The organism is Bacillus sp. FSL K6-1560, assembly GCF_038592935.1.
GTDB lineage: Bacteria > Bacillota > Bacilli > Bacillales > Bacillaceae > Bacillus > Bacillus subtilis.
On sequence record NZ_CP151946.1, the window covers coordinates 4,234,081 to 4,247,366 of the forward strand.

The following is a 13,286-nucleotide window of genomic DNA, read 5'->3' on the forward strand; positions in this document are numbered from 1 at the left end:
ACCTCGCCAGCCTGTTTTACTATTTCCCAAAAGCCATCAGCTTCGTATAACTTCCTATATAAAGCGTTCCGTCCTCAGCGAGCTGAGGAGAAGACACGACGTTGCTGTCGGTTTGATAGCTCCATAATTCATTGCCGTTTGCGTCTGCCGCATAAACCTTCATATCATCTGACCCGAAATAAACCGTTCCCTTCGCGTCAATCAGCGGCGCCGTTCTGACAGGGCCGTCTGTGTAGAATGACCAGTTCATATCCCCGTTTTTGCTGATGGAAAACAGCTCGCCGCTTCCTGAGCCGATGTAGATATTGCCATTATGATCAATCGCAGGAGATGAGCTGGAGAACCCGTTTAGCGGGAATGTCCATTTCAAACTGCCTGTTGATGTATAAGCATACAGCTGTCCATCTTGGTTGCCGGCATAAATGTTTCCATCCTTATCAATCACCGGATATCCTTTAAACGCATTTGACGTCGTTCTGGACCATTTCACCTGTCCGGTTCCGGAGTTGATCGCATAAAACACGTCATTATATGTGCCGACATACACGGTGCCGTTTTTGGCAAGCACCGGCACAGAGCTGACGACACCATTTGTTTTCAACTTCCAGCGCTCTGTCCAGGTTGATTTTGACGTCGGTTTGATCGCGTGAACATAATTATCAAGTGTTGAGAAATACAGCGTCCCGTCTGAACCGATCACCGTTTCAGAGCTTGGCCCGCCGCTTAACGGAACCGTTGTTAAAATTTCTCCCGTTTCTTTGTCAATAAAATAAATCTTTTTGTCATAGGATGCCAAATAGATAACGCCGTTGGTCCCAAGTACAGGAGATTGCGTATATGTTTTTCCAAGATTGCCCGTCACCCATTTGACTGAGCCGTCTGGATTAAAGGCTTTCATTTCCCCGTCTCTGGAATGAAGATATACTGTGCCGTCTCCGTCAATCACAGCCCCCGCTCCATTTTGCGGAGTCGTTCTGATGTCGTTTTGCCATTTCAGCGTCCCGTCTGTATTTCCGGCGAACCGGCTTTCGCGTGACCAGTTAAACATGGCAGGTGCCATCGCTTGTACATCATATCTTCCTGTCAAAAAGCCAGATGCTCCATTATTTTGAGAAAACACCGTTTCCGCCGCATAAGCAGCTGTCGGCTGAAGCACTTTGGCAGCGGGCACATCAGAAACAGCGCCGGCCGAAACAGCCGCCGCCACCGCAGCTCCCGCAATCAAAGCTTTCATACGAAATGACTTGACCATCATTGAGACCCCCATTATATGTAACTTCTAATTTGTGACCATCATAACATATTCATCCATTTTATAAATCTATTTCACAAAAACATCACAAACTAGAAAACTATGTAAGAGTATTCACGGACGTTTTTTCAGCACCCGATCGAAATGCAGCCACAAACCAAATGACGTTGACAGCAGCCGCAGCGAGACTAACTCCCAAAACAAAGATCACCTCAGAAAGCAGATGGTCACTAAAGAAACTAAACATCAAGATAAAACCGGCCGAAGACAAATGAATCAAAAGCCCGAAGCCGCAAAGCACCGCCATGACATACCTCATTGCATCGACTCCGAGCATATAAACGAGAAATGGAATGAAATACAAGACAAGGATCATACCGACAGCTGACCACATGCCAGCTGAATTAAACTGATTGGCCGCCGCTCCCGTTCCGGCCAGCGGCGAAAGTGAAGCCGCCACAATCACGGCGCAAAAAAGAAACGCAGAAATGGTTGTCATGATCGCCACGCTATTTTTTTTTGACATCAAACTCCTCCTTTAATAGAAATATTAACCTTTTTTATTATAAGTAAGTTGAATGTTATATTCATTATATTTTTTAAAAAAATCCAGAACATACAGAAATGATATGATTATTTCTAGTATATTCATATAGTAAAAAACAAAGGATAAAAGACTCATTTTTCTGTAATATCAGGATTTTATCACCATACTATATTGCATGTACTTGTTTTTCAAAGTATACTATTCCAGATTAATTCAGAGGAGAGAGAAAAATACATGGAAAAACCAGCAGGATTTTGGATTCGTTTTTTAGCTTATTTTATTGATGGCATTATTGTATCTGTTCCTAGTTATATTATTCTATTTGTAATCAATTCTGTTTTTGTAGCTGGGGCTGTGGCAACAAACCCTTACATGACGGAAGAAGAGTATTTAGTGAAATACATGACGCTTGCATTTTTGCCTACTATGCTGATCATGATCGTCATCAGCGTGTTATATTACGGGCTGCTCACAGCTTCTAAAATGCAAGGCACACTTGGCAAAAAAATTCTTGGCCTGAAAGTGGTCAATGAACAAGGCGAACGGGTTTCTGTCGGACAGGCAATTGGCCGTTACTTTGCCTATATCTTATCTGGAATCATCTTTTATATCGGGTTTATCATGATCGCCTTTGGAGAGAAAAAAGGCCTGCATGACATCATTTGCAAAACACGTGTCGTGTATAAATAATAGAAAAAAGTCTAGACGCCAATAGGCGTCTAGACTTTTGTTTTCTTTACAATAGGCTGCCACGACAGATACGTAGCGCTTCTCCACAGCCACTCAAACGGCCCCATCCGAAATACACGAAGCCAAAGGTGGCTGAAGACCATTTGAACGGCACAAACCGTAATTGTAATGAGCACACCGGCAGCAGGGTACACTTTTCCATACAGGCCCAAGCCGTAATGATAAAAAATCCAAGTACATACAATAGACTGCATCAGATAATTGGTAAATGCCATCCTCCCAACAGCGGAGAATGATTGCAGCACTGTTCTCACTCTTGTTTTATGATAAAGATAGACAACCGTTGTAACATAGAAAAACATGAGGAAAGGCGCGCCAATCAGCAAACATATTTCTTTATCCGTTACATTGTACAGCACCTGGGCGCCGATGCCGATGACAAGCCCAGCCATCCATAATCGTTTTAATCCTTTGCGATGCTTTTCCGGCTCTTGCAAGTACCGAGATTTCGCCGCAGCAGCTCCCAGCAAAAACATACTGAAATAAGGAATGGATGCAAAGAAGAAGTTGAGCGGATTATACGTAAGCATGCCATTCGAAGACATATAAACAAGACGGTCATGGATCCGCTGTTCTGCAATGTCCTTCAGGCTGCCGCTTCCATAAACATGAATCGCTTGTTTTGCCTGCTGTGTTACCGCTTGTACCCATTCCTGTCCGTTTGATTGATCAAAACTTGTCAACATGAACGGAATGGAAAACAGAAGATACAAAGAGACCGCCCATATCAGCAATGTTTTCGGCTTTGCTTTTCGAAACAAGAGCAGGACAAATCCGAGCAGGGCATATTCTGTTAAAATATCCCCGTCCCATATCAAAAAGGCATGAATCGTTCCAAACAAGAGAAGCGCCATTAACCTTCTCACATATAACGGAACAAACCGTTTCCCTTTGTTTTCTGCTCTCTCCATCATGACAACCATGCCAAATCCAAATAAAAAGGAAAACAATAAAATACATTTTGTTTGAATGAAGAATTTCAGTATATCTGCGGCGGCAAAATCAGCTTCAGACCACTTATCCATGAAAAAATTCTCTTTTCCAAGCATAGACAAATACATATCCGGATAACTGAAATGTGCCAGATTGACAAATAAGATGCCGAAAATCGCCATTCCTCTCAGCACATCAAGCACACCGATCCGCTCATTTGTTAAAGTCGGCTGTAATGAAGACATAGCCATCACGCTCCTTTTTTCTGTACCTTAAGGGTATGAAAAAATGAAGCGCGGAAACATCGATTTAGGTGTCAGGCCGGCATGAAAACCTTACAATCTTGTCATCTTTATGGTTTCATCACCTTTAAATCTAATGCTTCGATATTCTGCAAAACGCGATCAAAACGCAAAGCCTGAGGCTCACATGGGAAGATGTGGCCTTCATACGGGTCGCCCAACGTCCGGAAAAACGGTTCAAATAAACCAGGAACCAATACGCCCACCATCTTAGTATAGTGAGAATCAAGGCGATAGGAGTGAACGGTATTTGCAGGGACATGCAGGAAATCTCCCGGATTCAGCTGAATTTCCTGGCCATCTGCCCACATCGTCATCTGGCCTTCAAGGCAATAAAATGTTTCTGTATGATGTTCATGGTAGTGATCAACGATTCGGTCACCTTTAGGGCCTTCAGAGGATACGACGATAAACTGGCCATCTGTATTTTTTTGTGCAGCCACAATGCGGTGAAGCTGATCTCCCGTCAACAGGCGATCTCCTTCTCCAGATTCAAGAACGTATGGAACGGCTCCATCTGGGAGCTCTGTAAGTTCCGCTAATTTGGCCGAACATGCAGGCTTTTCTTCATCTAGAAATACAATGTCCGCTACAGCGGCTGCTTCTGCAAACCGCTCGTTTGAGACTTCTTCGCTTGCGTACGGCGGATGTTCAGCGTGATCATACGGATTCCCAATAACGGAATACAAGTGCGCTACGTTTCCTTTCATCGTGTAAGACACCAGTCTTGTTCTGTGGCTCTGCATCCGGTAGCTGTGCGGTGTTCCCGCCGGAATGTTGGCATAATCACCTGATATTAATAAATAGCGTTCACCATCAAGTGTCAGTTCCAGTTTCCCGTCCAAAACGAGAATTCCTTCATGTGTGTCCTTGTGGACGTGAAGCGGAAAGGCATCTCCTTTTCCCCCGGAAAGAAGCACGATCTCAAACAAATCACCTGTGCTCCTCCCATTCGCCATCACCGTGGCAACCTGTCTGCCGAACAGATAGCGCTCGCCTTCTCCGCTCCGGAGCAAATAAGGCATTTTTTCTTTAGGCAATGAATGTGTACATAATGTTTTCATATTATCGCTTCCTCCAATTTAGACCAGTCTATATATTATCATTTATTTGTCTAGACCGTTCTATATAATTGTAGGAGAAAGGATAACAAAATGCTACCCTTTTTTTCTCACCAGCACTGGTATTTGTTCGGCAATGAGAAGAAGAGGCGTTTTGTCTTTATTCGTTAACGAAAGCATGATGCCGCCCTCAATCATCGAATTAATCAGCGTTCCAAGCTGATTTGCTTCTTCTTCTGCAAATCCGTTTTCCATTAATTTTCTGGCAAAAACCGCTTCCCAGCTTTTAAACACCTTCATGCAAACCGTCCGCAGCGGTTCACTGATTAACGCTGTCTCACTCGCCAGCAAACCGACTGGAATACCTTTAATGCTTTCTGTGTTATCAAATTGGCTGGCTGTTTTTTTGATAAAAAGCTGAATCGCTTCAACAGGATCAGAGGATTCATCCATGCTTTTCTGTATCAGATGTTCAACGATCTTACCTGTATATGTAACCGCTTCAATTGCTAGTTCTTCTTTGCCCTTCGGAAAAAAGTGATAAAGCGATCCCTTAGGAGCACCGCTTTCTTTTACAATCTGGTTCAAACCTGTCGCGTGATATCCTTGCAGCTGGAACAGACGTGACGCCGTGTGAAGGATTTTTTCACGTGAATCTCCTCTGCTAGTCATTAAAACATTCCCTCCTAGGTATGGTAGAGCGACTTATATAATATAAAAAAGAACCCTGTGATTGTCAAAAGGGGTAAGACCCTTCCGGATGGGGTAATGTACAAAAACAGCGTCTAGGAGGGATCTCTCAATGACAATCGATCATTCAGTCACGAATACAGAACAGCTTGAACGACAAAACCCCGCCATAAAAACAAAGCTCAAACTGAAAAAGCTTAAGGATCAGGTGATCGTCATTACCGGCGCTTCAAGCGGTATCGGACTTGTCACGGCGAGAATGGCAGCTGAAAAAGGCGCAAAGGTCGTGGCAGCAGCGCGAAATGAAGAGGCGCTGAAGGAGCTCACTGATGAACTTAAGGAAAAAGGGCACGACGCCATATGGGTAAAGGCGGATGTCGGAAAAGAAGAGGACGTCAACCGCATCGCAGAAACCGCGATCAGCACATTCGGCCACTTTGACACATGGGTCAACAATGCGGCCGTCTCGACTTTCGGACATGCCATGGACGTCACCGTCGAAGACATGAAGCGCATGTTCGACACAAATTTCTGGGGACCTGTTTACGGAACAAGAGCGGCTGTCAAACACTACACCGGCAGAGGTGTGCCGGGCGCACTCATTAATGTAGGAAGCCTGTTCGGAGACAGGGGAACGGTCATTCAATCCACATATGCGTCTGCCAAATTTGCGCTTCACGGCTGGACGGAAAGCATCCGAATGGAGCTCGAAAAGGAACAGGCGCCCGTCTCGGTAACGCTCATCCACCCGGGCAGAATTGACACACCTTATAACGAGCATGCGCACAGCTACCTCGACAAACAGCCGGCTCATTACCGCTCCATGATCTATCCACCGGAAGCAGTCGCCGAAGCTATCCTGTTTGCCGCCGAACACCCTAAGCGCGACATGTACATCGGCTCACAGGCCAAAGCCATCGCCATGCTGGGCGCGCTTTTCCCTCGTCTGACCGACAGACTGATGGAAAAAATCATGTATCACAGCCAGCATGCCGAAAGACCGTCCAAACCGCGAGAAGAAAGCGCTCTTTATGATGCGGGCTGCGGTATGCATGACAGAGGCACAAATAAAGGATGGATGAGGTCAAGAAGCTACTACACAAAAGCGACGAAGCGCCCCATTGTATCGGCGGCTGTTGTTGCCGGACTAGTGGCTTGGGCTGCCGCCAAACGATGCAGATAATCTCTGACCATAAGAAAAACCCATGCTGTTCCAGCGAACCATGGGTTTTTCAGCAGTTAATCGATAAAAGCCTTGTTCATACGCTGCAGCAGCTCGCCAAACATCTCTTTTTCCTGTGTTGACCATTCTTTCAGCATCTGTTCATAACGTTCAAGGCGCTTTTGCTGATCGGCTTTTAATAGTTGTTTGCCGAGTTTTGTAATGGTAAACAGGCTGACTCTCCCATCAGACGGGTCTGAGAAACGATAGATGAGCTCCTTTGCCTCTAATGCAGCTGCTTGTCTTGAAAGAGTAGAAATATCAAGCTTAAACGATTCAGCCAATTTCTTAACACGAGCAGGCCCAAACTCATCCAATTGTCTCAGTAATAAGTACGAAGATCTCTCCAAATTCCCTGTTCTTTTCTCCGATTGATCCAGATAAACAGCTCTCCTGATAAAAGTCGTCAGCTCATATTCAATTAATTCAACTGGATTTTGATTTTGCAATCGCTCTCGCTCCCTATTCCAATCTCCGGCATTGACAACATCATATATACTTGTATAATACAAATGTACATTAACTGAATAAATACAAGTCGTTATATGAATAAATCAATCATTATACTTGTATAGTACAATCATATAAAAAGAAAGTAAAGCGATTCCTCAGAACCATCCTAGAAGCAAGCACCAGAAAGGAGGAAGCTGTTCTGATTGGAGAGCAGCACTTGATGTGAAAGTCATACGAATTATCTTGCAAGTGTTGATATTATATGTATTTTTTATGATCGGGGAAGCCATTCAGCATCTGTTTCATTTACCCGTGTCAGGAAGCATCGTTGGATTGGTATTGCTTCTGATCTGCTTGGGCCTCCGTATTGTTCCCGTCTCCATCATTGAAGACGGAGCAGGGTTTTTATTATCCTTCCTTCCATTGTTGTTCATCCCGGCAATGACAGGAGTGATAAACTATCCGTCTCTCATTTCATTCAATGGCCTGATGCTGCTGATTACAGTCGTTCTGAGCACCATCGTCACGATCATTGCGGCTGGATTCGCCAGCCAGCTATTAGAGAAAAAAGCTAAAAAACGGGAGGAGAAAGAGAAATGCAGCAAGCATGTATCGCGATCATTATAATTCTTTTAACAGTTGCCGCTTATTTAGCGATGGTCAAACTCTATAAGCGATTCCCGCTTCCATTTCTGATCCCTGTTCTGACAACGACCATTTTGATTGTAGCGGTTTTGATGATGTTCCATGTTTCCTATGAAGGCTATATGATCGGGGGGAAATGGATCAATTCTTTGCTTGGGCCGGCTGTCGTGGCACTGGCCTATCCGCTTTATAAACAATGGCATATCATTGTCAAACATTGTGTTCCCATTTTAGGCGGCGTCCTGGTCGGATTATGCATGGGAATGATCAGCGGGCTGATCTTCGCAGAAGCATTCGGGATTGATCATGATCTCTTATTATCCATTCTGCCAAAGTCGATCACAACCCCTGTCGCTATTCAGATCGCCGCCGGTCTTGGCGGCGTCCCTTCCATGACAGTCGTATTTGTCATGATTGCGGGCTTTTCAGGCGTCATCCTCGGGCCTCTTTTCCTAAAATGGCTTCGCATACGCAGTTCCCTTGGACAAGGCATTGCATTAGGCAGCGCCTCCCATGCACTGGGTACCTCCAAAGCGTTGGAATATGGGGAATTGGCCGTATCCATGAGTTCCGTCTCCATGACGCTTTGTGCGGTGCTCGGCTCATTCTTCGGCCCGCTCGTCGTCTGGCTGTTTCATATTTAACAAAGAAAGACTGCCCCGGGGGAGGGCAGTCTTTTTCGTTTAAGAAGCAAAAAAATCAATCAGCGGCTGAAAGTCCTTAGATAAATCAACGTCATTCGGTTCTGCTTGAAGCAGGCGGTCAATCATACGCTCCAGCTCCTCAACATCATTCTTATCCGTATATTCAATGAAGTTTAAGCTTTCAAGCCAATCCCGATATGAATGTTTGGCTTTGCCATAGCTGTTTCCAAAGACAAGGCAAGGTGTTTTGGTGATAATCGAGAAAATCATCGCGTGAAGGCGGTCGGTAATCACCAATTTACTGGAGCCGATGCGGTCCAGCATCTCCATAAAATGCTTTTCACGATCAGCGTAATCGATGGTGTCTACCGTATCCAGCACCGTATCGGTACGCTCTGTGTAAGTTGTTTTTTCTGCCCATTGCTTCATCTGTGAAATAAAATCTTCGTCAGTCACTTTCTCCTTATCCGCTCTTAAAATAAAGAGAACGCCGTCCCGCTCGAGCTCTCGCGGCACAATATCCAAGGAAAGCACCATGTCTGGTGTAAAGATCACATTGGAGTTGAAGGTCTCTTTCACAACATCCAGTGTTTGCGTCTCACGCGCAGCAATCGTTAAGTTTGTATTTTGATGGTACGCATCCTGTGTTTTTTTCTTTTCCTTCTGTCCTTCCTCTGTATCCTCAAAATAAACGGATTGTGGCAGAGAAATTGATTTGTAGTCTTTAAACGCCGAAAAGACCTTTCTTCTGTCTTCCTCAATATCAAGATAAAGGTTTCCTAAATTCCCTCCGCCTGTAAAGCAGACAATATCGTCTTCACGAATGATCTCCTTCACCAGTTCAATGCCCTCATCCGTCGCATAATCCATAATCTCAATGTATTCATAATACGGAAAATGATTTTTGATAAATTTCTCTTCCGCATACGCAATCGCTTGGTCGCCAATGTTTGTGTAGCTAGGGGAACCAAACAAAAATACTTTTCGTTTATCATTTAACAGAGCTTCCGGCTCCACATTTGGCGCAATGCCTTTTACTAGTTTTTTGCCTTTGATTTCTTGTACAGTCATATCTGCGTCCTCCTTCTGGGATGAATTCCTCATTGTGTGTTAACTGTCTCTACCCAAAAAGAAGGATGGCTATGCATTGGCATGTGCATCGGCTATATCAGAAACATCGTTTTCGCCAATTTGATAGACGCTGCAATGTCCCGCGCCGTTCTTTCCATATATTCCGCGGCATGTTCAAACGCGTCTTCTAGTGGCACGGCTCCGGGGACGATGCTGAAAAGCGCATCGATTCCGTGTTGATAGACGGCATCACTGTCTCGTGATACTGATCCCGCAATACCGATGACGGGCACATCATATGATTTAGCCGCCTTGGCTACGCCGATCGGCGTTTTTCCATGAACCGTTTGGCTGTCGATCCGTCCCTCGCCGGTAATCACAAGATCTGCATCCTGAACGATATTTTCAAAATCAACCGCTTCAAGGATAATATCAATGCCTTTTTTCAGGTCAGCCTGAAGATAAGTCAGCAGGCTCCATCCAAGACCGCCCGCTGCACCGGCGCCCTCTGTATCTCGGAAGGTTGATCCGAGCTCTTTTTCTGCCATATCAGCGAAATGGCTTACGTTCTGGTCTAGTACATCTATCATTTCGGCCGTCGCGCCTTTTTGCGGCCCGAAAACAGCCGTAGCACCCTTTGGTCCTGTTAACGGATTGTCCACGTCACAGGCAACTTCCAGTTTGACATTCCGCAATCTGGAATCAAGCCCGCTAACATCTATTGATGCAAGCTGAGATAACGCGCCGCCCCCTGGGCCAATCTCGCGGCCTGAGTTATCAAGAAGCCTTACGCCCAATGCCTGAATCATCCCGGCTCCTCCGTCGTTCGTGGCGCTTCCGCCGATTCCGATGATCAATCGCTCCGCTCCCGCATCAAGAGCTGCTCCGATTAATTCTCCCGTTCCCCTTGTTGTAGTGATGAGCGGATTTCGCTTATAAACAGGCACCAGATGCAGCCCTGAAGCAGCAGCCATTTCAATCACAGCTGTTCTCCCATCTCCCATCATGCCAAAGAAAGCTTTCACCGGTTCCCCCAGCGGCCCTGTGACAACTTGCTCTATGATCCTTCCGTTGGTCGCATCGACCAGAGATTGAACGGTTCCCTCGCCGCCGTCCGCCACCGGCAATTTTCTGTAATCAGCACCCGGAAAGACCGATTTGAAACCTCTTTCTATCGCTTCGGCTGCCTCCAGAGCTGATAAGCTTTCCTTAAAAGAATCAGGTGCAATGATGATTTTCATCCAAATCGCCTCTTTCAAAACATGATTCACTTATGCTAGTTATCTCCAATGTACCATATTCCATTTAGAAATAAATACCATAATGATTGGGAAAAATTTTATTAAAAATTAGAAATGAAAGTGTTTGCATAAAAGAAATATTCACGTTATCATACTTGTATACAAGTATACTTCTTGAGTGAGGAAGGTGAGTGTATGCTAGACTCCAAAGACCTGTTGTATCCCGCAAAATGGCTCTCAAAAGCGTCAACCGGAGTTCGTGTCGCATACGAGCTGAGAATGCGGATCGTTTCAGGTCTGATTGAAAGCGGTACCATTTTATCAGAAAATACAATCGCCGCCGAGTTTTCAGTAAGCCGTTCGCCGGTTCGCGAAGCGCTAAAAATACTCGCATCCGAAAAAATCATCCGCTTAGAACGAATGGGAGCGGTCGTAATTGGTTTAACTGAGAAGAAAATCGCGGAAATTTATGATGTGCGGTTACTATTAGAAACATTTGTCTTTGAACGGCTTGTCAAAATAGACATTGAGCCTTTAGTTAAGGATCTCAGCAAAATTCTTGAAATGATGAAAGTCTCAATCAAATATGAGGATGCTGACGAATTTTCATTTCAAGATGTGCTGTTCCATGAAACGATTATCCGAGCGATTGATCATTCATACATTCAGATGATCTGGAACAATCTAAAACCCGTCATGGAAAGCTTTATTCTTTTATCGATGCGGGTACGGTTAAAGGAAAAGTATGAAGACTTCACAAGGATTTTAGATAACCACGAGCTTTATATTCAAGCCATCAAAACAAAGGATAGGGCGCTGATGATTCAGTCTCTTCACCAAAACTTTGATGATGTGCAGGATAAGGTAGAAGACCTATGGCTCTCACAACAAATGCTGGCAAAAGGAGCTGAATACAGCAATGACTAGTTATATGTTAGGAATCGATATCGGCACGACAAGCACAAAAGCTGTGCTGTTCAGTGAAAACGGGGATGTGGTACAGAAAGAAAGCATCGGCTACCCGCTCTATACACCGGACATCTCAACAGCAGAACAAAACCCGGAAGAGATTTTTCAGGCAGTCATCCATACAACAGCGAAAATTACAAAACAGCATCCCGAAAAACAGATCTCTTTCATTTCATTCAGCAGCGCCATGCACAGCGTCATTGCAATCGACGAAAATGACAAGCCGCTGACGCCATGCATTACATGGGCCGACAACAGAAGTGAAGGCTGGGCGCATAAGATCAAAGAGGAATTGAACGGACATGAGGTGTACAAACGGACGGGAACACCGATTCATCCGATGGCACCGTTAAGTAAAATTGCCTGGATCACGAATGAAAGAAAAGAAATCGCTTCCAAGGCAAAAAAATATATCGGCATCAAAGAATACATTTTTAAACAGCTGTTCAATGAGTATGTCATCGATTACTCCTTGGCATCAGCGACAGGCATGATGAACCTGAAAGGCTTGGATTGGGACGAAGAGGCACTGCGCATCGCAGGCATCACGCCGGATCACTTATCCAAACTCGTGCCGACAACCCAGATCTTTCAGCACTGCAGCCCGGAAATAGCGATCCAAATGGGAATCGATCCGGAAACGCCTTTTGTCATCGGCGCCAGCGACGGCGTGCTGTCCAACCTCGGCGTCAACGCCATTAAAAAGGGCGAAATCGCAGTCACCATCGGAACAAGTGGTGCCATCCGGACGATTATAGACAAACCGCAAACCGATGAAAAAGGGAGAATTTTCTGCTATGCCTTGACGGACAAGCATTGGGTTATTGGGGGACCTGTGAACAATGGGGGCATCGTCCTTCGCTGGATCAGAGACGAGTTTGCCTCCTCCGAAATCGAAACAGCGACACGGCTGGGCATTGATCCATATGACGTGCTGACGAAAATTGCCCAACGCGTCAGACCCGGTTCTGACGGTCTGCTGTTCCACCCATATCTCGCCGGAGAACGCGCTCCGTTGTGGAATCCGGATGTACGCGGCTCATTTTTTGGCCTGACCATGTCGCATAAGAAAGAGCATATGATACGCGCGGCATTGGAAGGCGTCATTTACAACCTGTACACGGTGTTCTTGGCGTTAACTGAATGCATGGATGGCCCGGTAACCCGCATCCAAGCGACAGGGGGTTTTGCAAGGTCGGAGGTTTGGCGCCAAATGATGTCGGATATCTTCGAATCAGAGGTTGTCGTTCCGGAAAGCTACGAAAGCTCATGTCTCGGCGCCTGCATTTTAGGCCTGTATGCAACAGGAAAAATTGACTCTTTCGACGCCGTGTCCGACATGATCGGCAGCACATACAGACATACGCCGATCGAAGACTCAGCCAAGGAATACAGAACATTAATGCCGATTTTCATCAATCTATCAAGATTATTAGAAAATCAATATACACAAATTGCAGATTATCAGAGGGGCTTAATCACACACAAATAGTACATGACATGAAG

General features: G+C 45.3%; 14 protein-coding genes. 6 read left to right on the forward strand and 8 right to left on the reverse strand.

The window, feature by feature from the left end:
- Positions 1-19: 19 nt before the first annotated feature.
- Together NYE22_RS22465 and NYE22_RS22470 are read right to left on the reverse strand one after the other, a co-directional pair.
- Positions 20-1,252 carry a PQQ-binding-like beta-propeller repeat protein gene (locus tag NYE22_RS22465; RefSeq protein WP_342412799.1) on the reverse strand — a complete coding sequence of 411 codons (1,233 nt, stop codon included), beginning with the start codon at positions 1,250-1,252 and terminating at the stop codon, positions 20-22.
- A gap of 100 nt (positions 1,253-1,352) precedes the next feature.
- The gene (locus NYE22_RS22470; protein WP_003242533.1) at positions 1,353-1,778 is read right to left on the reverse strand and encodes a DUF5391 family protein; all 426 of its coding nucleotides are present in this window, start codon (positions 1,776-1,778) and stop codon (positions 1,353-1,355) included.
- 255 nt (positions 1,779-2,033) lie between these two features.
- Between NYE22_RS22470 and NYE22_RS22475 the strand changes: the two genes are divergently transcribed.
- The gene (locus tag NYE22_RS22475; protein ID WP_019712603.1) at positions 2,034-2,489 is read left to right on the forward strand and encodes an RDD family protein; all 456 of its coding nucleotides are present in this window, start codon (positions 2,034-2,036) and stop codon (positions 2,487-2,489) included.
- A gap of 29 nt (positions 2,490-2,518) precedes the next feature.
- On the opposite strand, the gene NYE22_RS22480 is transcribed toward NYE22_RS22475, so the two are convergent.
- The 3 genes from NYE22_RS22480 to yxaF all read right to left on the reverse strand — a co-directional run bounded on the left by NYE22_RS22480 (position 2,519) and on the right by yxaF (position 5,517).
- A complete protein-coding gene (locus NYE22_RS22480; RefSeq protein WP_029318570.1) occupies positions 2,519-3,727 on the reverse strand; it encodes a DUF418 domain-containing protein in 1,209 nt (402 codons plus the stop codon).
- 107 nt (positions 3,728-3,834) lie between these two features.
- Positions 3,835-4,848, reverse strand: a complete 1,014-nt coding sequence (gene qdoI, locus NYE22_RS22485; RefSeq protein ID WP_003227025.1) for a quercetin 2,3-dioxygenase — start codon at positions 4,846-4,848, stop codon at positions 3,835-3,837.
- Between the two features lie 93 nt (positions 4,849-4,941).
- Entirely contained in the window at positions 4,942-5,517 is a 576-nt protein-coding gene (gene yxaF, locus NYE22_RS22490) for a transcriptional regulator YxaF (RefSeq protein ID WP_032725021.1), read from the reverse strand.
- A gap of 130 nt (positions 5,518-5,647) precedes the next feature.
- Between yxaF and NYE22_RS22495 the strand changes: the two genes are divergently transcribed.
- A complete protein-coding gene (locus NYE22_RS22495; RefSeq protein ID WP_049140847.1) occupies positions 5,648-6,718 on the forward strand; it encodes an SDR family oxidoreductase in 1,071 nt (356 codons plus the stop codon).
- Between the two features lie 56 nt (positions 6,719-6,774).
- Here the strand turns inward: NYE22_RS22495 and NYE22_RS22500 are convergent, their stop codons facing one another.
- Positions 6,775-7,206: a MarR family transcriptional regulator gene (locus tag NYE22_RS22500; RefSeq protein WP_141949332.1), complete on the reverse strand. Its 432-nt coding sequence runs from the start codon at positions 7,204-7,206 to the stop codon at positions 6,775-6,777.
- Between the two features lie 226 nt (positions 7,207-7,432).
- On the opposite strand from NYE22_RS22500, the gene NYE22_RS22505 reads away from it, so the two are divergent.
- Together NYE22_RS22505 and NYE22_RS22510 are read left to right on the forward strand one after the other, a co-directional pair.
- Positions 7,433-7,837 carry a CidA/LrgA family holin-like protein gene (locus NYE22_RS22505; RefSeq protein ID WP_009968420.1) on the forward strand — a complete coding sequence of 135 codons (405 nt, stop codon included), beginning with the start codon at positions 7,433-7,435 and terminating at the stop codon, positions 7,835-7,837.
- Positions 7,807-8,499 (forward strand): LrgB family protein, encoded by a 693-nt coding sequence (locus tag NYE22_RS22510; protein ID WP_014478506.1) that lies wholly within the window; start codon positions 7,807-7,809, stop codon positions 8,497-8,499. The genes NYE22_RS22505 and NYE22_RS22510 overlap by 31 nt, the downstream gene beginning before the upstream one ends.
- Before the next feature lie 39 nt (positions 8,500-8,538).
- Here NYE22_RS22510 and NYE22_RS22515 read toward each other — a convergent pair whose 3' ends face one another.
- Both NYE22_RS22515 and NYE22_RS22520 read right to left on the reverse strand, forming a co-directional pair.
- Positions 8,539-9,570, reverse strand: coding sequence for a polysaccharide pyruvyl transferase family protein (locus NYE22_RS22515; protein WP_003242482.1), 1,032 nt, complete (start codon positions 9,568-9,570; stop codon positions 8,539-8,541).
- A gap of 92 nt (positions 9,571-9,662) precedes the next feature.
- Positions 9,663-10,811: a glycerate kinase gene (locus NYE22_RS22520; RefSeq protein WP_342412204.1), complete on the reverse strand. Its 1,149-nt coding sequence runs from the start codon at positions 10,809-10,811 to the stop codon at positions 9,663-9,665.
- A gap of 195 nt (positions 10,812-11,006) precedes the next feature.
- Between NYE22_RS22520 and gntR the strand changes: the two genes are divergently transcribed.
- Complete coding sequence (gntR, locus tag NYE22_RS22525) at positions 11,007-11,738, forward strand: gluconate operon transcriptional repressor GntR (RefSeq protein ID WP_014478509.1); 732 nt, start codon at positions 11,007-11,009, stop codon at positions 11,736-11,738.
- The gene (gene gntK / locus NYE22_RS22530; RefSeq protein WP_101172319.1) at positions 11,731-13,272 is read left to right on the forward strand and encodes a gluconokinase; all 1,542 of its coding nucleotides are present in this window, start codon (positions 11,731-11,733) and stop codon (positions 13,270-13,272) included. Before gntR ends, gntK begins: the two co-directional genes overlap by 8 nt.
- The last annotated feature ends 14 nt before the right edge of the window (positions 13,273-13,286 follow it).

Bases quoted from the DNA above. Each gene is read 5' to 3' on its own strand.
- NYE22_RS22465 (WP_342412799.1), bottom strand. From the start codon at position 1,252: ATGGTCAAGTCATTTCGTATGAAAGCTTTGATTGCGGGAGCTGCGGTG.
- NYE22_RS22470 (WP_003242533.1), bottom strand. From the start codon at position 1,778: ATGTCAAAAAAAAATAGCGTGGCGATCATGACAACCATTTCTGCGTTT.
- NYE22_RS22475 (WP_019712603.1), top strand. From the start codon at position 2,034: ATGGAAAAACCAGCAGGATTTTGGATTCGTTTTTTAGCTTATTTTATT.
- NYE22_RS22480 (WP_029318570.1), bottom strand. From the start codon at position 3,727: ATGTCTTCATTACAGCCGACTTTAACAAATGAGCGGATCGGTGTGCTT.
- qdoI (WP_003227025.1), bottom strand. From the start codon at position 4,848: ATGAAAACATTATGTACACATTCATTGCCTAAAGAAAAAATGCCTTAT.
- yxaF (WP_032725021.1), bottom strand. From the start codon at position 5,517: ATGACTAGCAGAGGAGATTCACGTGAAAAAATCCTTCACACGGCGTCA.
- NYE22_RS22495 (WP_049140847.1), top strand. From the start codon at position 5,648: ATGACAATCGATCATTCAGTCACGAATACAGAACAGCTTGAACGACAA.
- NYE22_RS22510 (WP_014478506.1), top strand. From the start codon at position 7,807: ATGCAGCAAGCATGTATCGCGATCATTATAATTCTTTTAACAGTTGCC.
- NYE22_RS22515 (WP_003242482.1), bottom strand. From the start codon at position 9,570: ATGACTGTACAAGAAATCAAAGGCAAAAAACTAGTAAAAGGCATTGCG.
- NYE22_RS22520 (WP_342412204.1), bottom strand. From the start codon at position 10,811: ATGAAAATCATCATTGCACCTGATTCTTTTAAGGAAAGCTTATCAGCT.
- gntR (WP_014478509.1), top strand. From the start codon at position 11,007: ATGCTAGACTCCAAAGACCTGTTGTATCCCGCAAAATGGCTCTCAAAA.
- gntK (WP_101172319.1), top strand. From the start codon at position 11,731: ATGACTAGTTATATGTTAGGAATCGATATCGGCACGACAAGCACAAAA.